This is a genomic window from Bradyrhizobium sp. Kon37, assembly GCF_055807535.1.
On the sequence record NZ_JBVVOY010000004.1, the window covers coordinates 127,952 to 152,586 of the forward strand.

The 24,635-nt window shown below is 64.1% G+C and carries 24 protein-coding genes; 14 read left to right on the forward strand and 10 right to left on the reverse strand.

The genetic code is table 11. The features are described 5' to 3' along the window. The 4 genes from AC0L3J_RS11310 to AC0L3J_RS11325 all read right to left on the reverse strand — a co-directional run bounded on the left by AC0L3J_RS11310 (position 1) and on the right by AC0L3J_RS11325 (position 4,309). Entirely contained in the window at positions 1-1,611 is a 1,611-nt protein-coding gene (locus tag AC0L3J_RS11310) for an acyl-CoA synthetase (protein WP_473347005.1), read from the reverse strand. 119 nt (positions 1,612-1,730) lie between these two features. Next, a complete protein-coding gene (locus AC0L3J_RS11315; RefSeq protein ID WP_473347006.1) occupies positions 1,731-2,870 on the reverse strand; it encodes an epoxide hydrolase family protein in 1,140 nt (379 codons plus the stop codon). Positions 2,871-3,091: 221 nt separating this feature from the next. Continuing rightward, positions 3,092-3,547 (reverse strand): GatB/YqeY domain-containing protein, encoded by a 456-nt coding sequence (locus tag AC0L3J_RS11320; RefSeq protein ID WP_473347008.1) that lies wholly within the window; start codon positions 3,545-3,547, stop codon positions 3,092-3,094. A 33-nt stretch (positions 3,548-3,580) separates the two neighbouring features. After that, complete coding sequence (locus AC0L3J_RS11325) at positions 3,581-4,309, reverse strand: alpha/beta fold hydrolase (protein ID WP_473347010.1); 729 nt, start codon at positions 4,307-4,309, stop codon at positions 3,581-3,583. 146 nt (positions 4,310-4,455) lie between these two features. Here AC0L3J_RS11325 and carA point away from each other — a divergent pair, with 146 nt between their 5' ends. Next, positions 4,456-5,646 (forward strand): glutamine-hydrolyzing carbamoyl-phosphate synthase small subunit, encoded by a 1,191-nt coding sequence (gene carA, locus AC0L3J_RS11330; RefSeq protein ID WP_473347012.1) that lies wholly within the window; start codon positions 4,456-4,458, stop codon positions 5,644-5,646. A gap of 126 nt (positions 5,647-5,772) precedes the next feature. Beyond that, positions 5,773-6,294, forward strand: a complete 522-nt coding sequence (locus AC0L3J_RS11335; RefSeq protein WP_473347014.1) for a hypothetical protein — start codon at positions 5,773-5,775, stop codon at positions 6,292-6,294. A gap of 124 nt (positions 6,295-6,418) precedes the next feature. Here AC0L3J_RS11335 and AC0L3J_RS11340 read toward each other — a convergent pair whose 3' ends face one another. Continuing rightward, entirely contained in the window at positions 6,419-6,943 is a 525-nt protein-coding gene (locus AC0L3J_RS11340) for a Dps family protein (protein ID WP_473347015.1), read from the reverse strand. Positions 6,944-7,056: 113 nt separating this feature from the next. Between AC0L3J_RS11340 and AC0L3J_RS11345 the strand changes: the two genes are divergently transcribed. Further along, positions 7,057-7,758: a class I SAM-dependent methyltransferase gene (locus AC0L3J_RS11345; protein WP_473347016.1), complete on the forward strand. Its 702-nt coding sequence runs from the start codon at positions 7,057-7,059 to the stop codon at positions 7,756-7,758. A 256-nt stretch (positions 7,759-8,014) separates the two neighbouring features. On the opposite strand, the gene AC0L3J_RS11350 is transcribed toward AC0L3J_RS11345, so the two are convergent. Continuing rightward, positions 8,015-8,386, reverse strand: a complete 372-nt coding sequence (locus AC0L3J_RS11350; RefSeq protein WP_473347017.1) for an ArsR/SmtB family transcription factor — start codon at positions 8,384-8,386, stop codon at positions 8,015-8,017. Positions 8,387-8,498: 112 nt separating this feature from the next. Here AC0L3J_RS11350 and AC0L3J_RS11355 point away from each other — a divergent pair, with 112 nt between their 5' ends. The 3 genes from AC0L3J_RS11355 to greA all read left to right on the forward strand — a co-directional run bounded on the left by AC0L3J_RS11355 (position 8,499) and on the right by greA (position 13,963). Beyond that, on the forward strand, positions 8,499-9,668 hold the full coding sequence (locus AC0L3J_RS11355) for an MFS transporter (RefSeq protein WP_473347019.1): 1,170 nt from the start codon (positions 8,499-8,501) through the stop codon (positions 9,666-9,668). A gap of 144 nt (positions 9,669-9,812) precedes the next feature. After that, a complete protein-coding gene (gene carB / locus AC0L3J_RS11360) occupies positions 9,813-13,277 on the forward strand; it encodes a carbamoyl-phosphate synthase large subunit (protein WP_473347020.1) in 3,465 nt (1,154 codons plus the stop codon). 212 nt (positions 13,278-13,489) lie between these two features. Then, positions 13,490-13,963: a transcription elongation factor GreA gene (greA, locus tag AC0L3J_RS11365; protein ID WP_007596674.1), complete on the forward strand. Its 474-nt coding sequence runs from the start codon at positions 13,490-13,492 to the stop codon at positions 13,961-13,963. 89 nt (positions 13,964-14,052) lie between these two features. Here the strand turns inward: greA and AC0L3J_RS11370 are convergent, their stop codons facing one another. Next, the gene (locus tag AC0L3J_RS11370) at positions 14,053-14,532 is read right to left on the reverse strand and encodes an Lrp/AsnC family transcriptional regulator (RefSeq protein ID WP_007596676.1); all 480 of its coding nucleotides are present in this window, start codon (positions 14,530-14,532) and stop codon (positions 14,053-14,055) included. Between the two features lie 265 nt (positions 14,533-14,797). Between AC0L3J_RS11370 and trxB the strand changes: the two genes are divergently transcribed. From trxB to AC0L3J_RS11395, 5 genes are all read left to right on the forward strand, one after another. After that, positions 14,798-15,763 carry a thioredoxin-disulfide reductase gene (gene trxB / locus AC0L3J_RS11375; RefSeq protein ID WP_473347022.1) on the forward strand — a complete coding sequence of 322 codons (966 nt, stop codon included), beginning with the start codon at positions 14,798-14,800 and terminating at the stop codon, positions 15,761-15,763. Between the two features lie 5 nt (positions 15,764-15,768). Then, positions 15,769-16,692 carry a LysR family transcriptional regulator gene (locus AC0L3J_RS11380; protein ID WP_007614700.1) on the forward strand — a complete coding sequence of 308 codons (924 nt, stop codon included), beginning with the start codon at positions 15,769-15,771 and terminating at the stop codon, positions 16,690-16,692. Between the two features lie 462 nt (positions 16,693-17,154). Then, positions 17,155-18,063 carry a 4-hydroxy-tetrahydrodipicolinate synthase family protein gene (locus AC0L3J_RS11385; protein ID WP_473347023.1) on the forward strand — a complete coding sequence of 303 codons (909 nt, stop codon included), beginning with the start codon at positions 17,155-17,157 and terminating at the stop codon, positions 18,061-18,063. 50 nt (positions 18,064-18,113) lie between these two features. Beyond that, entirely contained in the window at positions 18,114-18,389 is a 276-nt protein-coding gene (locus AC0L3J_RS11390) for a hypothetical protein (RefSeq protein WP_456767814.1), read from the forward strand. A gap of 98 nt (positions 18,390-18,487) precedes the next feature. After that, on the forward strand, positions 18,488-18,667 hold the full coding sequence (locus AC0L3J_RS11395) for a hypothetical protein (RefSeq protein ID WP_007596684.1): 180 nt from the start codon (positions 18,488-18,490) through the stop codon (positions 18,665-18,667). A 78-nt stretch (positions 18,668-18,745) separates the two neighbouring features. Here the strand turns inward: AC0L3J_RS11395 and AC0L3J_RS11400 are convergent, their stop codons facing one another. Beyond that, positions 18,746-19,423 carry a ParA family protein gene (locus AC0L3J_RS11400; RefSeq protein ID WP_007596685.1) on the reverse strand — a complete coding sequence of 226 codons (678 nt, stop codon included), beginning with the start codon at positions 19,421-19,423 and terminating at the stop codon, positions 18,746-18,748. Positions 19,424-19,867: 444 nt separating this feature from the next. Then, on the reverse strand, positions 19,868-20,230 hold the full coding sequence (locus tag AC0L3J_RS11405; RefSeq protein ID WP_473347024.1) for a hypothetical protein: 363 nt from the start codon (positions 20,228-20,230) through the stop codon (positions 19,868-19,870). A 322-nt stretch (positions 20,231-20,552) separates the two neighbouring features. Here AC0L3J_RS11405 and AC0L3J_RS11410 point away from each other — a divergent pair, with 322 nt between their 5' ends. Genes AC0L3J_RS11410 through AC0L3J_RS11420 form a run of 3 tightly spaced genes read left to right on the forward strand, consistent with a single transcriptional unit; the run spans position 20,553 to position 23,590 of the window. Beyond that, positions 20,553-21,719, forward strand: a complete 1,167-nt coding sequence (locus AC0L3J_RS11410; protein WP_473347026.1) for a CaiB/BaiF CoA transferase family protein — start codon at positions 20,553-20,555, stop codon at positions 21,717-21,719. Beyond that, positions 21,716-22,645 (forward strand): HpcH/HpaI aldolase/citrate lyase family protein, encoded by a 930-nt coding sequence (locus AC0L3J_RS11415; RefSeq protein ID WP_473347027.1) that lies wholly within the window; start codon positions 21,716-21,718, stop codon positions 22,643-22,645. Before AC0L3J_RS11410 ends, AC0L3J_RS11415 begins: the two co-directional genes overlap by 4 nt. 6 nt (positions 22,646-22,651) lie before the next feature. After that, positions 22,652-23,590 carry an AEC family transporter gene (locus tag AC0L3J_RS11420; RefSeq protein ID WP_473347029.1) on the forward strand — a complete coding sequence of 313 codons (939 nt, stop codon included), beginning with the start codon at positions 22,652-22,654 and terminating at the stop codon, positions 23,588-23,590. Positions 23,591-23,880: 290 nt separating this feature from the next. On the opposite strand, the gene tenA is transcribed toward AC0L3J_RS11420, so the two are convergent. Then, positions 23,881-24,555, reverse strand: a complete 675-nt coding sequence (gene tenA / locus AC0L3J_RS11425; protein WP_473347031.1) for a thiaminase II — start codon at positions 24,553-24,555, stop codon at positions 23,881-23,883. Positions 24,556-24,635 lie beyond the last annotated feature (80 nt).

Here is a 24,635-nt window from a genome sequence, read left to right on the forward strand (position 1 = left end):
CTACCCGAGCGCTCGCAGCTCGCGCCGCAGCACCTTTCCGGTGGCGGTCATCGGCAGTGTCTCCGCGAACTCCACGAAGCGCGGGTATTCGTGGGCGGCGAGTTGCACCTTGACGAACTCCTGGATCTCGCGCGCGAGTGCGTCGCCGGCGGCAAAGCCCGGGCGCAGCACGATCCAGGCCTTGATCGATTCGGTGCGGATCGGATCGGGAATGCCGACCACCGCCGCCATCGCCACCGCCGGATGCTTCATCAGCGTGTGCTCGATCTCGGACGGGCCGACGCGATAGCCGGCCGTGGTGATGACGTCGTCCTCGCGGCTCACGTACCAGAAGTAACCGTCCTCGTCCTGCACGCCGAGATCGCCGGTGAGCAGGAACGCGCCGGCATATTTCTTCGCCGTCGCCTCCGGATTGCGCCAGTATTCCAGCATCGTGCAAGGACAGGGTTGGCGCACGCCGATGATGCCGCGCTGGCCACGTGGCTGCTCCTCGCCTCTGTCGTTGACGATGCGGACATCGAAACCCGGCGTCGCCTTGCCCATCGAACCGGGGCGGATCGGAAACAGATTCGCGTTGCAGCCGATCACGAGATTGCATTCGGTCTGGCCAAACACCTCATGCGCGTCGATGCCGAAAGTCTCGCGCACCCATCCGAGCAGCTCGCCGCCGAGGGACTCGCCGCCGGTAAAGATGCTGCGCAGCCTGACGCCCGGATGCGTCACGCCGGCCTGCCGCATCAGCTTCAGCGCGGTCGGCGGCAGGAAGACATTGCGCACGCCGAGATCGGCCATCATCTGCATCGCGGCTTGCGGCTCGAACTTTCGCGCGCGGTGGCCGACCAGGGGAATGCCGTGATACCAGAACGCGAACAGGCCGTTGATGAGGCCGCCGATCCAGGCCCAGTCTGCCGGCGTCCACATCAGATCGCCGGGGCGCGGCAGGAAGTTGTGGCACATCTCGACATTGGGGAGATGTCCGAGCACGACGCGGTGTGCGTGCAGCGCGCCCTTCGGATTGCCCGTCGTGCCCGAGGTGTAGATGATCAGCGCGGGATCGTCCGCAGACGTGTCCACCAGCGTAAAGTCGGGCGATGCAGCCTTGACCGAATTCCAGAACGATGTCGCCCCTGTCGGCGTTCGTTCGCCAACGATGTAGACATTCTTCAGCTCCGGCAGACGGTCGCGAATCTTCGAAAGCTTCTCCCAGCCCGCCTTGTCGGTGACGATCGCCTTGGCCTGCGAGTTCGACAGGCGGAATTCCAGCGCGTCTTCGCCGAACAGCGCGAACAGCGGAATGGATATCATCGCCGATCGGAACGCGGCCATATGCACGATCGGCAGCTCCAGCGACTGCGACAGGAACACCGCGACGCGGTCGCCGCGGGCAAGACCATCCGCCTTCAGCACATTGGCGAAGCGGCGTGACATCTCCGCAACTTCATCAAAGGATGTGCGCGTGATGGCGCCGTTCTCGTCGACATAGACCAACGCGAGCCGGCCGGTGCCGTCGGCGTGGCGATCGCAGCAGGCCTCCGCCATATTGAAGCGCGCCGGGATCTCCCAGCGGAAATTGCCGTAGAGTTCGTCGTAGGTGCTGGCTTCGGTGAGCATGGTCGTTTCCCGGCAGCGTCGTCTTGGCCGGGCTTGTCCCGGCCATCCACGTTCTTGTTTGACCTGAGTGTAAGGACGTGGATGCCCGGGACAAGCCCGGGCCTGACGGAGAATGCGTCTCAGCGCACCGTCCGGAAGAACTTCCTGACCTCGCCGACATACAGCTCTGGCTGCTCGAATGCGGCGAAATGGCCTCCCTTCTTCATCTCGCTCCAATGCGTGATGTTGCGGAAGTTCGGCTCCATCCAGCGCCGCACTGGCGTGATGATCTCCTTGGGGAAGACAGCCACGCCCGTCGGCACCTTGACGACCGGCGAGGTCCGGCGCTTGCCGAAGCTTTCCCAATAGAGCCGCGCCGACGAGGTCGCGGTCTCCGTCGCCCAGTAGAGCATGACGTTGTCGAGCAGCTCGTCCTTGGTGAAGATGTTCTCGGGATGACCGTCGCAGTCGGTCCAGGCCCAGAATTTTTCCAGAATCCAGGCCGCCTGTCCGCTCGGCGAATCCGTCAGACCGTAGCCGAGTGTCTGCGGCCGCGTCGATTGCTGCTTCGAATAGCCGGAGTCGAGGTCGACATAATGCTTGAGGCCGGCGAGCGCGCGCTGCTCTTCCGGCGTCGGTTCGCCCTCGACTTTCGGCGCGGCGTTGAAGGCGAGCGTGACGTGGATGCCGGCGCAATGCTCGCCGTCCTGCATGCCAAGCGAGGTCGTCACCGCCGAGCCCCAGTCGCCGCCCTGCGCGCCATAACTGATATAGCCGAGCCGATCCATCAGCTTGGCCCAGGTCGCGGCGATACGATCGACGCCCCAGCCGGTGGTGTTCGGTTTGCCGGAGAACCCAAAGCCCGGCAGCGACGGACAGACGACATGGAAAGCATCGGCGGGATTGCCGCCATGCGCGACAGGATCGACCAGCGGCGCGATCACCTTCTGGAATTCGACGATCGAGCCGGGCCAGCCATGGGTGATGATCAGCGGCAGCGCCGACGGCTCCTTCGAGCGCACATGCAGGAAGTGGATGTCGAGCCCGTCGATCTCGGTGGTGAACTGCTCGAAGCGGTTGAGTTTTGCCTCGCGCGCGCGCCAGTCGTAGCCATCACCCCAATAGGCGCAGATCTCCTGGATCCATTTCAGCGGCGCACCCTGGCTCCAGTCGTCGACCAGCTCCGCCTCCGGCCAGCGCGTGCGGGCGAGGCGCGATTTGAGGTCGGTGAGAATGTCGTCGCTGATGGCGATGCGAAACGGCTTGATGGTGCCTGTCATCGGTTGCTCCCGATTTGTCTATCGGGGAGAGTAGACCGAACGGGCGCCGCATCAAAGGTGCACCTTCTCCCCTTGTGGGAGAAGGTGGCGCGAAGCGCCGGATGAGGGGTTTCTATCGGCAAATTCTTGTCCTGAGAGTGGTACACGCGGAGAGAGACCCCTCACCCGTCTCGCCGCTTACGCGCCGATCCACCCTCTCCCACAAGGGGAGAGGGCAAGAACTAGCCCGTCAGAGCAGACTTCACCAAACCGGACGCCTTGCCGAAATCCATCTGGCCGGCGTACTTCGTCTTCAGCACGGCGATCACCTTGCCCATGTCCTTCATGCCGGCGGCGCCGGTCTCGGCGATGGCATCCGAGATCGCCTTCTTGACGTCGTCGTCCGACATCTGCTTCGGCAGATACGCCGAGATCACCGCGATCTCCTCGCGCTCCTGCGCCGCGAGCTCGGCACGGCCGCCCTTTTCGTAGAGCTCGACCGATTCCTGGCGTTGCTTGATCATCTTCTGAAACACGCCGAGCAGATCCGCGTCCGACAGCGGCGGCTTGCCGCTGCCGCGCGCCTCGATGTCGGCGTTCTTGATGGTCGAATTGACCATGCGCAGCGTGGACAGCTTGCGCTCTTCCTTGGCCTTCATGGCCTCCTTGACCGCATTGTTGATGTCGTCGCGCAGCATGATCGTGATCCCTTCGCATATCCGAGGCCTGATCTAGGCCGTTCGCGGCCCTGAGACAACCGGGGGTCCCAGCCATTCGACCAGCGCGCGCACCGTCGCCGCGGGCTGCTCCGGCTGCGGCAGATGTCCGCAATTCTCCAAAACGACGAGCCTTGCACCGGCAATGCCCTCCGCCATCTCCTTCGAGAATGCGTTGGGAATCGTGTTGTCCGCATCGCCCGTCAGCACCAATGTCGGGCATTTGATCGTCGCAAGCGTCGGCCGTGAATCCACCCGCGCGATGATCGCGGTCTGCTGTCGCAGATAGCCTTCGACGCCGACGTCCTCGCCCTGCTCATGCACGAGCTGGCGAATACCGGCATCGTCGCGGCGCGACGGATGCACCAGTTCGGGAAACATCTCCTCGCGCGCGGCACGCAGCTCGCCGCGCCTGGCCCGCTCCATCAGGCCGCGCCGGCGCGCGGTCGCCTCCTCCGTGTCGGGCCGCGCCTGAGTGTTGATCAGCGCCAGCTTTGCTACCCGCTCGGGCGCCTGGCGCATGATCTCGAGCGCGATGTAGCCGCCCATGGAATGGCCGGCGAGCGCGAAGCGCGGCGGCGCCTCGCTCAGCACCCGCCGGGCGATCGCCGCCATGTTGTCGTCGCGGATATGGTTGGCGACCATCACCGGGCCGAACCGCCACAGCGACGGGATGACCGGCGCATAGATCCGGGCCGAGGAGGCTAATCCCGGAACCAGCAGAATCGGCGTCGTCTGGTCCATTATTGCCTCCCAAGCCCCGGAATTTGCCGGAAATTATGCCGCCGAGCTTAGGGGCCCAAGGCGACCTGTCAAATATGCAAAAACGCATGTGAATCGGCGCATCTCCGCTTTGACGTCGGCGCCCGCGGAGACTATGAACCGGGCTCATGACACAACATGATAACGATCCCGCCTGGCCGGACCACAAACCGACCGCGCTGTTGGTGCTTGCCGATGGCACGGTGCTGGAAGGCTTTGGCCTTGGCGCCGAAGGCCAAGCCGTCGGCGAGGTCTGCTTCAACACCGCCATGACCGGCTATGAGGAGATCCTCACCGATCCCTCCTATGCCGGCCAGCTCATCACCTTCACGTTCCCCCATATCGGCAATGTCGGCACCAATGACGACGACATCGAGACGGTGAACATGGCCGCGACGCCCGGCGCGCGCGGTGTGATCCTGCGCACCGCGATCACCGATCCCTCGAACTACCGCGCCACCAAGCACCTCGACCAGTGGCTGAAGGCCCGCGGCATCATCGGCCTCTCCGGCATCGATACCCGCGCACTGACCGCGCTGATCCGCAACAAGGGCATGCCCAACGCCGTGATCGCGCACGCCAAAGACGGCGAGTTCGACCTGCACGGCCTGAAGGAAGAAGCGCGCGAATGGCCGGGCCTCGAGGGCATGGACCTGGTGCCGATGGTCACCTCCGGCCAGCGCTTCACCTGGGACGAGACGCCCTGGCTCTGGGACAAGGGCTTTGGCCGCCAAGACAAGCCTGAGTTCAACGTCGTCGCCATCGACTACGGCATCAAGCGCAACATTCTGCGCCTGCTCGCCGGCGTCGGCTGCAAGGTGACGGTGGTGCCGGCAACGACGTCATCCGAGGACATCCTGGCGATGAAGCCGGACGGTGTGTTCCTCTCGAACGGTCCCGGCGATCCGGCCGCGACCGGCAAATATGCCGTGCCCGTGATCCAGGACGTGATCAAGTCGGGCACGCCGACTTTCGGAATTTGCCTCGGCCATCAGATGCTCGGCCTCGCCGTCGGCGCCAAGACCAAGAAGATGCATCAGGGCCATCACGGCGCCAATCATCCCGTCAAGGACGAGACCACCGGCAAGGTCGAGATCACTTCGATGAACCACGGCTTTGCCGTGGACGAGAGCACCCTGCCGACCGGCGCGACGCAGACCCACATCTCGCTGTTCGACGGCTCCAATTGCGGCATCCAGCTCGATGGCAAGCCGGTGTTCTCGGTGCAGTACCACCCCGAGGCCTCACCGGGTCCGCGCGACTCGCACTATCTGTTCCAGCGTTTTGCGGACCTGATGCGACAGAACAAAAGCGCGTAAGGCGCGCGCTCTTTCGCAACTAACGTCATGACAAAAAGCCCGGGCCTGGTCCTGGGCTTTTTTCGTCAAAGGAACACCGCTCAGCTCCCTTCGTTGATCCCTGCTACGCTCACGCAGGAGCCTCTTATGTCCGTCGTCCGCGACAATGCCGAGCCGCTCGCCATCGTGTTTGAGGATGACGGGCTCGTGCCGAACAATATCCTCCCCTTCCTGGTCTACCAGGCCGCGGTGAAGCTCGATTCCAGACAGCCGGAAGAGACCATCGAACGCTTGTTCGAAGCGAACGGCTGGGGCGGCACGTGGCGCAATGGCGTCTTCGATTATCTGCATTATCACGCAACGGTGCACGAGGTGCTCGGCGTTGCGCGTGGCAGCGCGCGCGTCCGCTTCGGCGGCGACCACGGCCAGGAGCTGGAGATCAAGGCCGGCGACGTCGCGATCCTGCCCGCCGGCACAGGTCACCAACGCATCAAGGCCAGCGCGGATTTCTGCGTGATCGGCGCCTATCCGCCGGGTGCGAAGATGGAGGTCACCCGCGCAACGCCTGACAACCACGCCAAGGCGCTGAAGACGATTCCAAACGTCGCGCTGCCGCCGGCCGATCCGGTGACGGGGAAGAACGGGGCGTTGATGCGGTTGTGGCGGTAGCTACAAAGACGGTGCAGTAGGGTGGGCAAAGCGAAGCGTGCCCACCAAACAGTTTGAACTGCGGATAGATGGTGGGCACGGCGCGCGAAGAGCGCGCCTTTGCCCACCCTACGACAGTGCGCCCCTACGCCTCGTTCGCGCCCTCCTGTCTCGTGGCTTCGAACAGGAACCAGGTGCGGCGCTCGGTCTCGTCGATAAAGTTTTCGAGGATGCTGGCGCTGGCGACGTCACCGGCGTCGTCGCACACGTCGTGCGCCTTGCGCATTGCCGCGGCGACCTGCTTGTTGTCCTGCATCAGCTCGCGCAGCATCTCGCGCGGCGGGACATAGTCTTCGTTGTTGTCCTTGATGGTCTGGAGCTTGGCGATCTGCCCGATCGATTTCAGCGTGACGCCGCCGATCTTGCGGACGCGCTCGGCGAGCTGGTCGGTGGTGGCGAAGATCTGGTCGGACTGCTCGTCAAGCAGCAGATGATAGTCGCGGAAATGCCGGCCGCTGATATGCCAGTGGAAATTCTTGGTCTTCAGATACAGCGCGAACGCGTCGGCCAGAAGCACGTTGAGCGCCTCCGAAACCTTGTTGACCGCCTGGGACGACAGATCGGTGGGTGTATCGAGGTCGGGCGAGACCTTTTGTGGGGCTTTGCTCACGGGAAACCTTCCTGTTAGGACGCAGACATTGACGGCGCGCCGCCGCACCCCTAACGCAGGCGGGCAGCGCCGGTTCCTTCAGCGGAACCGTTTGGCCGGGGCCCTCGACGACCATGGACGATTGGATCGATTACTACGACTCGACGCACACGATCTATGTCAGCAAGCTGCATCGCGACTTGCACTTCCAGATCATCGCGCGGGACATCATCGGCTACATTTCTTCGCCCGAGGCGACCGTGCTCGACTATGCCTGCGGCGAGGCGCTGTCGGCGAGCCAGGTCGCAGCCGCCTGTGGCAAGCTGATCCTCGCCGAGCCCGCGCCCGGCGTGCGCGGGCGTCTCATCGCGCGGTTTGCCCCGAACACGAAAATCCGCGTCCGGTCGCTCGACGACGTCCACAACATGCAGGAGCAGTCGATCGATCTCGTCGTGATGAACTCGGTCGCGCAATACATGACGCCGGACGAGCTCGACGCCACGCTCTTCAACTTCCGCCGTATCCTGAAGCCCGCGGGCAAGCTCGTGCTGGGCGACATCCTCCAGCCCAATGTGGGCATGTTCAGGGACGTCACAGCGCTACTCAGCTTCGGCCTTCGTCACGGCTTTTTGAAAGATGCGCTGATCGGGCTGATCAGCACCGCATTGTCGGATTACCGTCAGCTGCGCACGCGCATCGGGCTGCAGCGCTACAGTGAGGAGGAGATCACCGCCAAGCTCAAGGCAGCCGGCTTCACGGTCCAGCGCGCTCACCGCAATATCGGCCACAATAGCTGGCGCATGACGTTCGTCGCGCGGCCGCCGTTGGTCCGTTGAGCTTCGTGAATCCGTTAAGCATAACGCCTGCCTGAGGTGGCTTGTCGCACCCCGATCAGTAATGATCGTCGCGGCCCGGTGGCGGAAGTGTCTACGCGAGGGCGATGCATCGCTCTTTATCCTGGTTCAAATCCAGGCCGGGTCTCCAGCCTTCGCTGGCTCCGCCAGCTTCGGCTCGGCGAGCCCTATCGTGGCGAAGGCTGCCGCGGCGAAGCCGAAGGGCGAAGCCGCGCGATTGGCGCACAATCTCTCAACTTCAATCTGCCTCAACCACATCGCGCTGCGACAGCAGCTGCAGCCGGTCCGCCTCCTTGGCGGCCGAGCTGATCACTGCATCGAGTAGACCCGGAAAGCGTGCGTCCAGATCATCGCGGCGCAGCCGCACGAAGCGGTTGGTGCCGGCGACGCGGGTCTGCATCAGGCCGCATTCGCGTAGCTTGGCGAAGTGATAGGCGAGATTCGACTTGCCGCTGAGCGCGTTGAAATCGCCGCAGCACAGCTCGCCGCTGACATGGTCCTGCTGCGCGAGCTGGTACACGATCGCCAATCTGATCGGATCGCTCAGGCAATCCAGAATCATCGGCAGTTCGATTTGCTCGCGGGTGGGGTGAGGTGGGGTGCGGCTCATGGTCTGAGCATCATAGCGAAATGGCCTCGATGTTCAATAGTTCTTGAACCAATTGACTCCTGACCCGGCCCCCTCGATAGTTCAATAAACATTGAACATAGGGAATTCTCGGATGAGCGTATTCTGGTTGGCTCTGGCGGCCTTTGCGATCGGCACGGAAGGCTTTGTCATTGCTGGGCTTTTGCCGTCGATCGCAACCGACCTGGCGATTTCCGTGCCCGCCGCTGGGCAATTGGTCACGGCCTACGCCCTCACCTACGCGGTCGGCTCGCCGATCCTGGCGGTGACGCTGAACAATATCGACCGCCGCACGGTGCTGGCCCTGGCGCTATCGACTTTCATTGCCGGAAACCTCGCGGCGATGGCGGCGTCGAATTACGCCCTGTTGCTGGCCTCGCGCATGCTGATGGCGCTGGGCTCCGGGCTGTGCATGCCGACCGCGCTGGCCGTATCCGTGGCCGTCGCCGCGCCGGAGCGACGCGGCCGTGCGGTGGCGCTCGTCACCTCGGGCCTCACGGTTGCGACCGTCATCGGCGTTCCCCTCGGCAATCTCGTCGGCAGCCTGCTCGGCTGGCGCGCGACCTTTGCCATGGTCGCCCTGATCGGCGCCGTTGCGCTCGCCGGCCTCCTGCTCGGCCTGCCCCGCGGCCTGCCGCGCAACACGGCCTCGCTCAGCGATCGGCTGGCGGTGGCGCGTCACCGCAATGTCCTGACGGCGCTTGTGATCACGATTTTATGGGCGCTCGGCGGCTTCACCGTGTTCACCTATTTCGCGGTCCCGCTGCGTGGCCTTGGATTCGACGCCTCGCAGATCAGCCTCGCGCTGCTGGTGTTCGGCGGCGCCGCCGCGATCGGTAACATGCTCGGCGGCGTCCTGGCCGACCGGCTCGGCACGCTCGCCACGGCAGGTCTCGGGCTTGCCGGCATGGTCAGCGCGCTGATCCTGCATTCGCTGGTCCTGAAGCTGATGCCGGGACAGGCGCATTATGCGGTGCTGGGCGCGATCTTCCTCTGGGGCATCTCGGGATGGGCGTTCTACCCGGCTCAGGTCGCCAGCATCATCCGGATCGAGCCGCAGGCCTCGATGATCGCGCTCTCGCTCAACGCCTCGGCCATGTATCTCGGCTTTGCGATCGGCGGAGCCGTGGGCGGCGCCGTGCTTGCGGCGTGGAGCCCGGCCGATCTGGGCTGGGTCGGCGGATTGAGCGTTTCGGCGGCTCTTCTGGTCCATCTCGCCCGCGGCTGGCAGGCCCGGCCAAAACCGGTCAAAATTGCCGGTTGATGGGCGTTTTTCGGGGTTTCGCCGCCCCGAAAACTGGTCTAAGACCCACCCCGCGCGCGAGGGGGACCACCGCGCTCTCGGCCAAAGGGACGCGCAGCAGGCGCGCCCTTTTTTTGTGCCCAAATTCCACTTCGGCGAGAGTTGATGCCCAAACGTACAGACATCACCACCATCCTGATCATCGGCGCCGGTCCCATCGTGATCGGCCAGGCCTGCGAGTTCGACTATTCGGGCACCCAGGCGGTGAAGACGCTGAAGGAAGAGGGCTATCGCATCGTCCTCGTCAATTCCAATCCGGCCACCATCATGACCGATCCGGAATTGGCCGATGCGACCTATATCGAGCCGATCACGCCCGAGATCGTCGCGAAAATCATCGAGAAGGAACGTCACGTCATTCCCGGCGGCTTCGCGCTGCTGCCGACCATGGGCGGACAGACCGCGCTGAACTGCGCGCTGTCGCTGCGCCAGCAAGGCACGCTCGACAAGTTCGACGTCGAGATGATCGGCGCCACCGCGGACGCGATCGACAAGGCCGAGGACCGCCAGCTGTTCCGCGAGGCCATGACCAAGATCGGGCTTGAGACGCCGAAGTCGCGGCTCGCCAACGCCTCCGCCCTGAAGAAGTCCTTCCGCGACAAGTACCAGGCCGATCGCGCAAAGGCATCGGGCGCGGAACTCGCAGAACTCGAGCGGCAGTGGACGCTCGGCGAGAGCGACCGCCGCAAGCGCTACCAGGAATATGCGCTCGGCCAGGCGCTGATGGCGCTCTCCGAGATCGGCCTGCCCGCGATCATCCGCCCCTCCTTCACCATGGGCGGCACCGGCGGCGGCATTGCCTACAACAAGGAAGAGTTCCTCGACATCATCGAGCGCGGCCTGGATGCGTCTCCCACCAACGAAGTGCTGATCGAAGAATCCGTGCTCGGCTGGAAAGAGTACGAGATGGAGGTGGTGCGCGACAAGAAAGACAATTGCATCATCGTCTGCTCGATCGAGAACCTCGATCCGATGGGCGTGCACACCGGTGATTCCATCACGGTGGCACCGGCGTTGACGCTGACCGACAAGGAATACCAGATCATGCGCGACGCCTCGCTGGCGGTGCTGCGCGAGATCGGCGTCGAGACCGGCGGCTCCAACGTGCAGTTCGGCGTCAATCCCGAAGACGGCCGCATGGTCGTCATCGAGATGAATCCGCGCGTGTCGCGCTCTTCCGCCCTGGCTTCGAAAGCCACTGGCTTTCCAATCGCAAAGGTCGCCGCCAAGCTCGCGGTCGGCTACACGCTCGACGAAATCGCCAACGACATCACCGGCGGCGCCACGCCGGCCTCGTTCGAGCCGACGATCGACTATGTCGTCACCAAGGTGCCGCGTTTCGCCTTCGAGAAGTTCCCCGGTGCCTCCACCACGCTGACCACGTCGATGAAATCGGTCGGCGAAGTCATGGCGATCGGCCGCACCTTCCAGGAAAGCCTTCAGAAGGCCTTGCGCGGGCTCGAGACCGGCCTCACCGGCCTCGACGAGATCGAGATCGAAGGTCTCGGCCGCGACGACGACAAGAATGCGATCCGCGCTGCGCTGGGCACGCCGACGCCGAACCGGCTGCTCCAGGTCGCGCAGGCGATGCGGCTCGGCTGGTCGGACCAGGAGATCTTCAATTCCTGCAAGATCGATCCGTGGTTCCTCAGCGAGATGCGCGGCATCGTCGAGATGGAAGCGAAGGTCCGCAAGAACGGCCTGCCGGGCAACGCCTTCGGCATGCGCACGCTCAAGGCCATGGGCTTCTCCGATGCCCGGCTCGCGGTGATCGCGGAGACGACGGAGGCGGAGGTCACGGCGAAGCGCCACGCGCTCGGCGTTCGTCCGGTCTACAAGCGCATCGACACGTGCGCGGCCGAGTTCGCTTCGCCCACCGCCTACATGTACTCGACCTATGAGGCGCCGTTCGCGGGCGCGCCTGCGGACGAGAGCTCGCCGTCCGACAAGAAGAAGGTCATCATCCTCGGCGGCGGCCCGAACCGCATCGGCCAGGGCATTGAATTCGACTATTGCTGCTGTCACGCCTGCTTCGCGCTGCACGACGCCGGCTACGAATCCATCATGGTCAACTGCAACCCGGAGACGGTGTCGACCGACTACGACACTGCCGACCGGCTCTATTTCGAGCCGCTCACCGCCGAGGACGTGCTGGAGATCATCGCGAAGGAACGCACCAACGGCACGCTGCACGGCGTGATTGTGCAGTTCGGCGGCCAGACCCCGCTCAAGCTCGCGCGCGCGCTGGAAGCCGCCGAAGTGCCGATCCTCGGCACCTCGCCCGACGCCATCGACCTTGCGGAAGACCGCGACCGCTTCAAGCGCGTGCTCGACAAGCTGCGGCTGAAGCAGCCCAAGAACGGCATCGCCTATTCGGTCGAGCAGGCGAGGCTCGTCTGCTCGGATCTCGGACTACCGCTGGTGGTGCGCCCGTCCTACGTGCTTGGCGGCCGCGCGATGCAAATCATCCGCGAGGAGAACCAGCTCAACGATTACCTGCTCGGCACGCTGCCGGAACTGGTGCCGTCTGACGTCAAGGCGCGCTACCCGAACGACAAGACCGGCCAGATCAACACCGTGCTCGGCAAAAACCCGCTGCTGTTCGACCGCTATCTGTCAGATGCGACCGAGATCGACGTCGATTGCCTCTGTGACGGCAAGGACACCTTCATCGTCGGCATCATGGAGCACATCGAGGAAGCCGGCATCCATTCCGGCGACAGCGCCTGCTCGCTGCCGCCGCACTCGCTCGATGCCAAGATGATCGACGAGCTGGAGCGGCAGACGCGCGAGCTGGCGCTCGGCCTCGACGTCGTCGGCCTCATGAATGTGCAATACGCGATCAAAGACGGCGATATCTACGTGCTCGAAGTCAATCCGCGCGCCTCGCGCACGGTGCCCTTCGTCGCCAAGGTGGTCGGCACGCCGGTCGCGAAGATCGCCGCGCGCGTCATGGCCGGCGAGAAGCTCGCCGACTTCAAGCTGAAGAAGGCGGAGCTCAAGCATGTCGGAGTGAAGGAATCGGTGTTTCCATTCGCCCGCTTCCCCGGCGTCGACACCGTGTTGGGTCCGGAGATGCGCTCGACCGGCGAGGTCATGGGCATCGACCGTTCCTTCGCGGTGGCGTTCGCCAAGAGCCAGCTCGGCGGCGGCACGCGGGTGCCGCGCAAGGGCACGGTGTTCGTCTCCGTTCGCGAGAGCGACAAGACGCGCATCGCCGAGGCCGTTCGCGAGCTGCATTCGCTCGGCTTCAAGGTGCTGGCGACGTCGGGCACGGCCCGCTTCCTGACCGACCAGGGCATCCCGACCGAGAAGGTGAACAAGGTGCTGGAGGGCCGGCCGCACATCGTCGACGCCATCACCAATGGCGACGTCCAGCTCGTCTTCAACACCACCGAAGGCCCGCAGGCGCTCGCCGACAGCCGTTCGTTGCGGCGCGCGGCCCTCTTGCATAAAGTGCCGTATTACACCACTCTTTCCGGGGCCGTGGCGGCCGCGCAGGGCATCCGCGCCTATCTGGGCGGGGACCTTGAGGTTCGGACCCTGCAGAGCTACTTTTCGGAAACCTGATCGCGAGCGGGAGGCCCAACCTTCCGCTAAGTGATTGGCGATGAAGCCACTATGGCCGGAGGAACTGTCCGGCCATATGGTTGTTCTGTTCCGGCGCCAAGCCCATATGAACGTTCGGCGGCACGCGCGTTGAGCCCCCGGACAGACTGACGAATCAAGTTGCGTGCGCGTTGACATGTCAGGGCGCGCGCGACCGAAGGACGAGAGAAGAGATGGAAAAGGTACCGATGACTGCGGGCGGCTTTGCCGCGCTCGGGGAAGAACTGAAGAAGCGCCAGTCGGAGGACCGTCCGCGGATCATCGAGCATATCGCCGAGGCGCGCTCGCACGGAGACCTGTCGGAGAACGCGGAATACCACGCCGCGAAGGAAGAGCAGTCCCACAATGAAGGCCGCATCGCCGAGCTCGAGGACAAGCTCGCGCGCGCCGACATCATCGACATCTCGAAGCTGTCCGGCGACACCATCAAGTTCGGCGCCACCGTGACACTGGTCGACGAGGACACCGAAAAGAAGACGGTGTGGCAGATCGTCGGCGAGGTCGAGGCCGACGCCAAGAAGGGCCGCATCTCCATCACCTCGCCGCTCGCGCGCGCGCTGATCGGCAAGAAGAAGGGCTCAACCGTCGAGGTCAACGCACCAGGCGGCGCCAAGGCTTATGAGATCACCAAGGTGGAGTGGCGGTAACGATTTGCCGTTGCGTGTGATTTGAAAAAGGCCGCGCACTGCGCGGCCTTTTCTATATCTGCGTGTTGCTCGCAATGACGGAGGAGACGCTACCTTCTTCCCCTCACGTCGAGCGGCACGGCCGCCTCGTATTTCGAATTGTGCAGCACCAGCGAGGTCCGCACATTGCGGACGTGCGGGGCGGCGGTCAAATGGGTGACGAAATCTTGGAAGGTGGCCATGTCGGGTGCGACGCATTTCAGGATGAAATCGACTTCACCCGACAGCATCCAACACTCGCGCACCAGCGGCTCGGCGCGGACGAACTCCTCGAAGGCGCGCAAATCGGCCTCGGCCTGGCTGGAGAGGTGCACTGCGGCAAACACCGTGACGTCGAAGCCGAGCTTGCGCGCGTCCAAGAGCCCGCGATAGCCATGGATATACCCCTCCTCCTCCAGCGCCCGGACGCGGCGCAGGCAGGGCGGTGGCGAAATGCCGACGCGCTTGGCCAGCTCGACATTCGTGATTCGACCGTCGGCCTGAATCTCGGTGAGAATTTTCAGGTCGATCTCGTCTAGGTTCCGCGACACGTGATTGGAACTCCTGGCCTTTACGGCGGTATTGGTGGCTCTGTCGCAATCCTCATAGCCCAGACCGCGCACTCGGCGCAATTTTATTGCGCGTGCAGCGCAATCGACTTTTGTTCCCTGTTGGAAAAATCCGCCGACAGGGAATGCAATTCTTGCATAGCTCACCAGAAGGCTTAGATTACCTCTGATATTTCAGCGCCTCCGCGAGGCCTCCCGGCACGTTCCGCGCCCGCGCTGCAGTTCCCCGTGAAAGGCATCTGTCAAAATGTCCGCCGCTGTCCATGCAAAGGTCGTCATCATCGGCTCCGGCCCCGCCGGCTACACGGCGGCGATCTACGCCGCGCGTGCGATGCTCGAGCCGATCCTGATCCAGGGCATCCAGGCGGGCGGCCAGCTCACCATCACCACCGACGTCGAGAACTATCCGGGCTTCGCCGACGTGATCCAAGGCCCCTGGCTGATGGAGCAGATGGAGAAGCAGGCGCTGCATGTGGGCACCCAGATCAAGACCGATCTGGTGACCAAGCTCGACACCTCGCAGCGACCCTTTCGCCTGACCTGCGATAGCGGTGACGTCTATCTCGCCGACACCGTCATCCTCGCCACCGGCGCCCAGGCGCGTTGGCTCGGGCTGCCGTCCGAAGCGAAATTCCAGGGCGGCGGCGTCTCGGCCTGTGCCACCTGTGACGGCTTCTTCTACCGCAACAAGCAAGTCGTGGTGGTCGGCGGCGGCAATACCGCGGTCGAGGAAGCGCTGTACCTCACCAACCATGCCTCGCAGGTCACCATCGTGCATCGTCGCGATCACTTCCGCGCCGAACGCATCCTGCAGGAGCGCCTGTTCAAGCACCCGAAGATCAAGGTGATCTGGGACTCAGCCGTCGACGAGATCTGCGGCACCGAGAACCCGAACAAGGTCACCCATGTGCGGCTGAAGAACGTCAAGACCGGCGCCTTGACCGATGTGCGGACCGACGGCGTCTTCGTCGCCATCGGGCACGCCCCGGCGACCGAGCTCGTGGCCGGGCAGATCAAGCTGAAACCGTCGGGCTATGTCGAGGTCGCCCCGAACTCGACCGCCACCTCGGTCCCCGGACTGTTCGCCGCCGGCGACGTCGCCGACGAGACCTATCGTCAAGCGGTGACGGCGGCCGGTCTCGGCTGTATGGCAGCGCTCGAGGCGGAACGATTTTTGGCCCTGCGCGCCAGCGAGCGCGCGGCAGCGGAATAGACATCATGGCAAGAACACGCGACGGATTTACGGATATGGACTGGGACAAGCTGAAGGTGTTTCACGCCGCGGCGGAAGCGGGCAGCTTCACGCACGCGGGCGAGCAGCTCGGCCTGTCGCAATCGGCGGTGTCACGCCAGGTCTCGGCACTGGAGCAGGAGCTCTCGGTCTCGCTGTTCCACCGCCACGCCCGTGGCCTGATCCTCACCGAACAGGGCGACCTCTTGTTCCGCACCGCCCATGACGTGTTCATGCAGCTGCAGGCGGCGCGCGCGAAACTGACCGACAGCCGCGAGCGGCCGAGCGGCGATCTCAAGATCACCACCACGCCCGGCGTCGGCATCAACTGGCTGATCCCCCGGCTCGGCGAATTCACCGCGCTCTATCCGGAAATCCGGATCTCGCTGATCGTCACCGACGAGGAGCTCGATCTGTCGATGCGCGAGGCCGACGTCGCGATCCGCACCCGCAAGCCGACGCAGCCGGATCTCATCCAGCGCAAGCTGTTCGCGATGGGCTTCCACGCCTATTGCTCGCCCGATTACATCAAGCGCTTCGGCACGCCGCGCACGCTGGAGGAGTTGGACTCCCACCGCATCATCACGCTCTCCGACGGCAACTTCGCGCCGCATCTTCAGAACCGCAACTGGCTGGTCGAAGCGGGGCGCAACGGCTCGGGTCCGCGCGAAGCCTATTTCAGGGTCAACAACATTCTCGGCCTCGTTCGCGCCTGTCAGCAGGGCCTCGGCATCGCCGCGTTGCCGGACTATCTGATCGAAGAGCAGAGCCGCCTCGTGCAGCTGTTCGGCGAATCGGATTCGATCCAGCTCGATACGTATTTTGTTTATCCGGAAGAGCTGAAGACGGTCGCGCGCGTGCAAGTGTTCCGCGACTTCGTGGTGAGCAAGGCGCAGCGCTGGCCGTCCTGATTTCCGCATGTCTGACATGCGGCTTGGACGCTTGATGCATGGCGCGAAGCTAGCCCATAATCTCTTCACGCTGAGCCTTCGCGTTGCGCATTTGTCCCCCTCCTCCAGTGGCGCGGGAGTTCAGTAATCCCTCTTGGAAGGTGATTGTGTCGGCCTCACGTGGCCAATACCTTAAGCCGGGCTCGATCGAGCCCGGCTTTTTTTTGGCGGATTCGGGCCTCGCCCTCCACGTGTATTGACAGTTCCATGCTTACCCCGCATCATTTGCGAATGATCACGAAGTCGTGCGCAATCTCGTCGCAGGCAGTCGCCTCGAAAAAAGGCCCCCATCTGGGGACCTCGGATTTTTGCGCGCGCTAACAGCCTTCGTCATCGCGAGCCGAAACTTCGAAAACCCCGCCGCATGGACGGGGTTTTTTCATGTGCCCCGTCTCAGGATTTTTCCCGAGAAGGAGATGGAACATGACCGGACTACAGGAACAATTGCACGGGCTCTGGCTGCCGCTGATAACGCCGTTTCGCGACGGCGCCCTCGACGAGAGGTCGCTGCGCCGGCTGACACGACATTACAGCGGACAGGCCGTCGACGGCTTCATCCTGGGGGCGACCTCCGGCGAAGGCATGACGCTGCGCGGCGCCGAGCTCGAACGCCTCGTCGCCATCGTGCGCGACGAGCTGGCCACCGGCCACAGCAAGATTCCGATCTGCCTCGGACTGTCAGGCGCGGACACTTCGCGGCTGAAGGAGCGTCTCGACGCGACCGCGGACTGGCCGATCGACGGTTATCTGATCGCGAGCCCGTATTATGTGCGGCCGTCGCAGCGCGGCCTGCTGGCGCATTTCGAGGCGCTCGCCGATCACGCCGCCTGGCCACTCGCGCTCTACAACATTCCCTATCGCACCTCGGTCAACATCACCAACCAGACGCTGCTGCGGCTTGCCGGGCATCCGAACATCATCGGCCTGAAGGATTGCGGCGCGAGCCGCGAGCAATCCATCGCGCTGCTGCGCGACAGGCCTGCGGACTTTCGCGTGCTGACCGGCGAGGATGCGAATTATTTCGAGGCGCTCAGCGACGGCGCCGACGGCGGCATCGTGCTGTCGGCCCATCTCGAGACCGCGACGTTTGCGGCTGTTCATGCCGAGCTGAAGCGCGGCAACCATGATGCGGCGCTGGCGCGCTGGCAGGAGGTCGCGGACCTGACGCGCCTGTTGTTCACCGAGCCCAGTCCCGCGCCGGCAAAATACTGGCTGTGGCGCACGGGTCTGATCGACAGCCCCGAAGTGCGGCTGCCGATGGTCGAGATCGGCAGCGAACTCGCCGTCCAGCTCGACCGCGAGATCGAGCGACGGATGCAAGCCGCGGCGTAGCTGATAGCGCCCCTCACCCCTCCCTCTCCCCGTAAGAACGGGGAGAGGGAGTGAGAGAGCGTGCCGTGGTTAACCGCACCCCAACGACCTTCGCGGCTGCCGCATGGCGCATCCACGGCTCGTTTACGCAATCGCGCCTATCGTCTTCATTCAAAGTCTTTTCAAATGGGGGAATGATCATGGGGCAGCGCATCCGCCCAACGGCGGCAGACATGTTCGCGTCGGCCGATTTCTTGCGGGGAATTGTGGTGGTGTCGTCGTTCGGGTTCTGGGCGGTGATGCTCGGCCTGATGCCGGTGCTGGTGTTTCGGGTCTGGCTGGCGTGATGGAAGCGCAGGTCCGGATGGTTAATCCGTGGTAGCAGCTGTGTTCAAAAGCGCGCGAAACTGCGACCCGGAATTTTAAAATATCTCACGTAGCGTTCATGCCCATAAGCGAAGAAATCGCGGGGGCGTTTGTGAATAGTCATAACGAGATGGCGTCGCATTACGACGCTGGACAGCAGGGCTTCACCACCGAGGACATTCTCTGGGCCGCCGGCATCTGGTCGGTGATCCTCACTTTGTCGCCGGTGATCGTGTTCTACATGCTGATGGTGGCCTAGCGGCAAAGTCATCTTCCCAAAAACGCAAAACGCGCGGAGGTCCGCGCGTTTTTCGTCCGGGGAATGATTTATGAAAAATTACGCCGCCTGCTTGTGCATTGCGCCGGAAGCCGACGCCGTGCCGCGAATAGCCTTCACCGAACGTTCGATCGCCGCCCACAGCCTTGCGATTTCCTGAGCCGCACGACTCTCGGCCTGATATTCCCGCGCGCCCTCGCCGTGGCTCAGCGCCATCAGCAGATCCGAACGGTTGGTGATCTGGCCGCCCCACACCGGAGCACGGAACTTCGCCAGCGCTTCGCGAGCGATGGTGACGATCGGGCTTTCGGACTCATCGCGGCGCGCCGGCGCACCGTTGAGCACGACCGCGTAGGGCTTGCGCGCCGCACGGCACATCTGGATGGTTTCCTGCACCGCGTTGACGTCGAACACGCCGGGACGGGCGGGGATCACCACCATGGTGGCATTGCGGATGGCGTCGTCGACGACGGCCGACAGGTTCGGCGGCGTGTCGATCAACACCCATTCATAACCGTCGCGCTTGGCAGCGGAGACGATGCCGCTGACCGAGTTCACCGCGGACTTGATCGGCGGCTCGTTGGTGCCACGCAGCTTGTGCCACAGCGTGAGCGAGCCTTGCGGATCCGCATCGACGAGCAGGATCGGCTTGGTCGCCTTGATCTGCGCGGCGAGATGCGCGGCCAGCGTACTCTTGCCTGAGCCACCTTTACGCGATGCAAAAACAATAACGTTCATACCTCTGCCTCCAGATTGACCCCAGGCGGCGAAAATGAATCACCGCGGTGATTCGGGAAAGAAAAATTTATCATAAGTTATGCTGGCGCCATGAAATAACAAAGCGCGTTGGCTTTTGAGTCACACTGCTGCGTGCGACGACGGCTTCACGCCGGCAATCGTGCATTTATTGAGCAGTCCGGCGGGAAAAAATGGGATGCAACCTCGCCGCGCAATCCGTTTCGCGACTCGTTTCCATCCCCACATGATCGCAATTGTCGCAAGCGTCCGCACACGGAGGCGAACAAAAGGAGTCCGGTGGCTGGTGTGGGGCTGATGCCTGGGTCGGTTTGACTCAAAACCAGCGAACGAGGGCCGGACACGCAAATGCCCGGGACTTCAAACGCACTGCGCGCCGTGGCCCGGGCATGGTCGAGTTTCAAAAAGGGAACGCGGTGCCCGCGCTCAGCCTTCGCTGGCTTTCTTCTTCTTGGCCGGCTTGGTGCTCTTCTTCGCCGTCCGGGCCGAGCTCTTGGGCGCGATGCTGGTCGGCTTGCCGGCGCGGGGCGCGGCCGCCATGCCCGGCTCCGGTCCCGGCCGGAAGAAGGCCCGGCACTGCGGCGAGAGCTGCGATTTCTTCTGGATCATGCAGGCGGTGATGGCGTCGACGTTCGGAACGAACTCGCCGCACAGCCGCATCGCATCGGGGGTGCAGGCCTGCTGCTCCTCCTGGGAGTAGGCAAAGCCTTCACTCGGGTGGATCAGGACGGCCAAGGCCATCCCCATGATCGCAGCAGCGAAAGATTTCTTGAAATGGAACGCCGGCATCGATCCCCCCAAATGTCGAGTCGGAGCGGATAGTGGGTGAACGGGCGTTCGTTGGCAACCGAGGCGAGATGCGAAAGCCGGGACGTGTGCGGTCTCGGCAACAGGGCCCCCTAAAACAAAAAACGCGAAAACAACCCCATGCACAGTAGCCAAGTCCATGTACCGATTGAACTTTGCCGATCTCGATTTGCGGATTTTACGAAATGAAGTTTGACTCGTCGGGCAAAACAGGGGCATGATGCCATCGTCACAGAACGTGCGTGGGGTGGTCGGCTTGTCTCCTGCGCTGGACAAAAGCGTGAGCGGGAGCGGAGACGATTGCATGGAGCGACATGAGGCGGAGCTGCCGCTGTCGGGCGTGACGGTGGTCTCGCTCGAGCAGGCGATCGCGGCTCCTCTGGCCAGCCGGCATCTTGCGGACTGGGGCGCGCGCGTCATCAAGATCGAGCGGCCGGGGGATGGCGATTTCTGCCGCGACTACGATCACGTGATGAACGGGATGTCGAGCCAGTTCGTCTGGACCAACAGGTCGAAGGAAAGCCTCGCCATCGACATCAAGAGCCCGGAAGGCCAGGAGGTGCTCGAGGCCTTGCTGCCGCAGGCCGACGTCTTCATCCAGAACCTGGCGCCCGGTGCGGCGGAGCGGCTGGGCCTCGATGCCGCTTCGCTGCTGCGAAAATTTCCCCGGATCATCGCCTGCGACGTTTCGGGCTATGGCGCGGGCGGCGCCTACAGCAACAAGAAGGCCTACGATCTCCTGGTGCAATGCGAGGCCGGTGTCCTCGCCATCAACGGCACCGAGGCGGAGCCCGCCAAGGTCGGACTTTCCGTGGTCGATATCGCCACCGGCATGTACATCCTCAACGGCGTGCTGATGGCGCTGTATCGCCGCGAGCGGACCGGCAAGGGCACCGCCTTCCAGGCCTCGCTGTTCGATTCCATCACGGATTGGATGAGCTATCCCGCCTTCTACACGCAGAGTACGGGCCGGCCGCTGCCGCGAACCGGGGCAAGGCACGCAACGATAGCGCCGTATGGCCCGTTCCGCGTCGGCGACGGCAACACGATCTTCTTCGGCATCCAGAACGACCGGGAATGGCGGTCGCTGTGCGTCATCGTGCTTGGCGATGCCGCATTCGCCGATCATCCCCGCTTCCGCACCAATCCGCTGCGGATGCAGAACAGGGACGATCTGCAGGTCCATATCGAGCAGCGTTTTGCGGCGATGACCAGTGACGAGGTGCTGCGGCTGCTCGACGAGGCCTCGATCGCCAATGCGCATCTGAATTCGGTCGAGGCGTTCCTGGAGCACGAGCAGCTCCGCGCCCGCTCAAGAGTGCAAACGGTGGGATCTCCGAGCGGACCGGTGATGAGCTTCCTGCCGGCCCTCACCATTCCCGGCCTGTCGCCCCGGATGGATCCGGTGCCTGACGTCGGGCAGCACAACCAATCCATCCTCAGCGAGCTCGGTCTCGCAAAGGAGACATGACGATGTCCGCTCAGCGGCCGACGCGGGTCTATCTGGCCGTTCCCGCGCATCGCTCCCGTCTCGTCGCCAAGGCGGCTGCCTCGGCCGCGGATGCGGTGTTCATGGACCTCGAGGACGCCGTGCCGCCGTCCGAGAAGGGCGCGGCGCTGGAGGAAGCTGCGCAGGCGCTGTCCTCGCTGGATTGGGGCAGCAAGGTCGTCGCGGTCAGGCTCAACGCCGTCGACAGCCCTTTCATCGCGCAGGAAATCCGCAAGCTCGCCGCGCTGCCCCGGCTGGATTCGATGATCGTGCCGAAGGCGGAGCGGGCGAGCGACATCGCCGCCATTGCCGATCAGCTGCGCGCGGCCGCGCCCGGTCGCCCTTCCCCCGTGCCGCTCGAACTGCTGATCGAGACCGCGCTGGGTCTCGTCAATGTCGACGCGCTCGCCGCCGCGCACGACAGCGTCGCCGCCCTTCATCTCGGTGTCGGCGATTTCGCGGCGTCGATCGGCGCCCGCTCCTCGGAAATCGGCGCCTCGCCGGACGGCTACCGGCATGTGGGCTCCGCCCAGAGCGGCTATGCCTCCGCGCCGCTCGATCTGTTCGCCTATCCGATGATGCGCCTGCTGGTGGCCGCGCGCGCGTTCGGCCTGCGCGCCATCGACGGACCGTGCGGCGCGTTCCGGGATGCCCAACTGACGGAAAGCAGCGCGCTCAAGGCGGCTGCGATGGGTTTTGACGGCAAGCAGGTGATCCATCCCGACCAGATCGAACCGACGCTGCGGGCGTTCGTCCCGTCCGACATTGAACTGGCGCACGCGCGGCGGGTGGTCGAAGCCATGGAGCAGGCCGAGGCGCAGGGCCAGGGCGCGGTGACGCTCGACGGCAAGATGATCGACTATGCCAATGTCCGCATGGCGCGCAGGATCATCGAGATGGGGTCGTAGCGGCGCATGTCTACAGTGCTGATCGTCGCGCCGGTGTTTGCGCTGATCGCGGCCGGCTATGCCGCGGTGCTGTTTCGCTTCGTCTCCGAAACCGCGCACAAGGGCATCTCCGAATTCGCCTTCAGCATCGCCATTCCCGCGCTGCTGTTCCGCACCATCGTCGTGTCGGAATTTTCCGGCGTCAGCCCGTGGCGGATGTGGGGCGCCTATTACGGCGCGCTCGCGCTCACCTGGACCGCGGCGTTGGCGCTGTCAGCGCTGCTGCGGCAACGGCGCGAGGACCGCGAGGACGGCGTCGTGTTCGCGATCGGCTCGGTCTACGGCAACATCGTGATGCTGGGTATTCCCCTGACGCTCTCGGCGCTGGGCAATGAGGCGGCGGGCCCGATGGCGCTGATCCTGTCGGTGAACACGCCGCTGCTCTGGCTCTGCGGCACGCTGCAGATGGAGCTGGTCGACCGCAAGCAGAAAGCTTCGGCCGCCTCGCTGATCGTTCCGGTGCTGATGGATCTCGCCCGCAACCCGATCATGCTCGCGATCGGCTTCGGCCTCGTCTGGCGCCTCACCGGCCTCGGCCTTCATCCGGTCGTCGACAGGACCGTCGAGCTGCTGGCGCAGGCGGGATCGCCGGCGGCGCTGATCGCGCTCGGCATCAATCTCTTCCGGTTCGAGGTCAAGGGCGAGATGCTGAGCGTCGTCGTGATGAGCGCGCTAAAACTGCTGGCGATGCCGGCGGCCGCCTTCGTGCTGGCAAAACTGCTCGACCTGCCGCCGCTCGCAGCCGGCGTGGTCGTGCTGTTCGCGGCGATGCCGACGGGCGCGAATGCGTACATCTTCGCGGTTCAGTATCAGCGGCTGGTGAACCCGGTGTCGGGTGCGGTCGCGCTGGGCACGCTGCTGGCGGCGGTGACGTTGCCGGTGGTGGTGTGGGTGGTGGCGAGGTGAGGTGTGGGACGCCTGGAAGGTGCGCCGCACCACCTCCCCAAATATCAAATCAGCGCAGGCCCAGGAACGAGAGCACCACACCAACCACGACCACGAGTCCGACCAGATAGATAAGTCCGTTCATGTCTTCGCTCCTCAGCGTTGTCAGCCCTGCCGCAAGACAAACACCCAAGGTCGTGAAAAGGTTCGGCGTTGCCCGACGCCGATTTCTCCTGAAATGGGGGAACGAAAGCGACCGATCCTGCGTCGTGGCGTGCTGAGCCCTCGCCCCACCCCGACTGCCGAAAGAACTATTGGACGCGCTGGCCCTCGCGCCAGGCCATCTCCCAGAAGTCCGCCTCAAGTCGGGTGGCTTCCTTGAAGATCGCAATCAGCTCCGCCTCGCGCGCCGGCGTGGCGTAGAGATCGGCGAGATGCTCCATGTGCGCCCGCGCTCTGGCAGCGACCTCCTGGTACGGAGCGCCGGCGTACTCCGCGATCCAGACGCGGTAGGCGTTCGTCGCAGCGTCCGCGAGGGGCAGCGAGGCGAGCCGCGTCGCGATCTCCGCGTACCCGATCACGCAGGGGGCAAGCGCCACCTTGAGAGCCAGCAGGTCGCCGCGCATTCCCGCGTCGAGCACATAGCGTGTATAGGCCAGCATCTCGGCCGCTGGAGGGGCCTGTTCAAGGTCGGTCGGGGACAGGCCCCAATCGGCACAGAGCTTCACATGCAGGTTCATCTCGACATCGAGGATGGCCGAAAGGCCGGCCGCTGCTTCACGCATGTCGGCGAGCTTGGGCGACTTGTAGACCGCGAGCGCGTAGGCGCGAGCAAACTCGATGAGGAACAAATAGTCCTGAACGAGGTAGTGACGAAACGCCGCTTCGGGGAGCGAGCCGTCCGCCAATCCGTTCGTGAAGGGATGCTCGGTGTAAGCCCGCCACTCAACGGATGCTGCTGTCTTGAGACGCTCGAAGAAACTCACGATGTTTTTTGCCTGGGGTGCTTGTCCATGAACGCCTTTTGGTTCGCTACCGATAGCGCATTGCGAACCGGGGAGCTACG

Bases quoted from the DNA above. Each gene is read 5' to 3' on its own strand.
- AC0L3J_RS11350 (WP_473347017.1), bottom strand. From the start codon at position 8,386: ATGAGCCGCACCCCACCTCACCCCACCCGCGAGCAAATCGAACTGCCG.
- AC0L3J_RS11420 (WP_473347029.1), top strand. From the start codon at position 22,652: ATGTCTACAGTGCTGATCGTCGCGCCGGTGTTTGCGCTGATCGCGGCC.
- AC0L3J_RS11310 (WP_473347005.1), bottom strand. From the start codon at position 1,611: ATGCTCACCGAAGCCAGCACCTACGACGAACTCTACGGCAATTTCCGC.
- greA (WP_007596674.1), top strand. From the start codon at position 13,490: ATGGAAAAGGTACCGATGACTGCGGGCGGCTTTGCCGCGCTCGGGGAA.
- AC0L3J_RS11410 (WP_473347026.1), top strand. From the start codon at position 20,553: ATGGAGCGACATGAGGCGGAGCTGCCGCTGTCGGGCGTGACGGTGGTC.
- AC0L3J_RS11315 (WP_473347006.1), bottom strand. From the start codon at position 2,870: ATGACAGGCACCATCAAGCCGTTTCGCATCGCCATCAGCGACGACATT.
- carA (WP_473347012.1), top strand. From the start codon at position 4,456: ATGACACAACATGATAACGATCCCGCCTGGCCGGACCACAAACCGACC.
- AC0L3J_RS11345 (WP_473347016.1), top strand. From the start codon at position 7,057: ATGGACGATTGGATCGATTACTACGACTCGACGCACACGATCTATGTC.
- carB (WP_473347020.1), top strand. From the start codon at position 9,813: ATGCCCAAACGTACAGACATCACCACCATCCTGATCATCGGCGCCGGT.
- AC0L3J_RS11415 (WP_473347027.1), top strand. From the start codon at position 21,716: ATGACGATGTCCGCTCAGCGGCCGACGCGGGTCTATCTGGCCGTTCCC.
- AC0L3J_RS11320 (WP_473347008.1), bottom strand. From the start codon at position 3,547: ATGCTGCGCGACGACATCAACAATGCGGTCAAGGAGGCCATGAAGGCC.
- AC0L3J_RS11405 (WP_473347024.1), bottom strand. From the start codon at position 20,230: ATGCCGGCGTTCCATTTCAAGAAATCTTTCGCTGCTGCGATCATGGGG.
- AC0L3J_RS11400 (WP_007596685.1), bottom strand. From the start codon at position 19,423: ATGAACGTTATTGTTTTTGCATCGCGTAAAGGTGGCTCAGGCAAGAGT.
- AC0L3J_RS11355 (WP_473347019.1), top strand. From the start codon at position 8,499: ATGAGCGTATTCTGGTTGGCTCTGGCGGCCTTTGCGATCGGCACGGAA.
- AC0L3J_RS11325 (WP_473347010.1), bottom strand. From the start codon at position 4,309: ATGGACCAGACGACGCCGATTCTGCTGGTTCCGGGATTAGCCTCCTCG.
- AC0L3J_RS11385 (WP_473347023.1), top strand. From the start codon at position 17,155: ATGACCGGACTACAGGAACAATTGCACGGGCTCTGGCTGCCGCTGATA.
- trxB (WP_473347022.1), top strand. From the start codon at position 14,798: ATGTCCGCCGCTGTCCATGCAAAGGTCGTCATCATCGGCTCCGGCCCC.
- AC0L3J_RS11335 (WP_473347014.1), top strand. From the start codon at position 5,773: ATGTCCGTCGTCCGCGACAATGCCGAGCCGCTCGCCATCGTGTTTGAG.
- AC0L3J_RS11395 (WP_007596684.1), top strand. From the start codon at position 18,488: ATGCCCATAAGCGAAGAAATCGCGGGGGCGTTTGTGAATAGTCATAAC.
- AC0L3J_RS11380 (WP_007614700.1), top strand. From the start codon at position 15,769: ATGGCAAGAACACGCGACGGATTTACGGATATGGACTGGGACAAGCTG.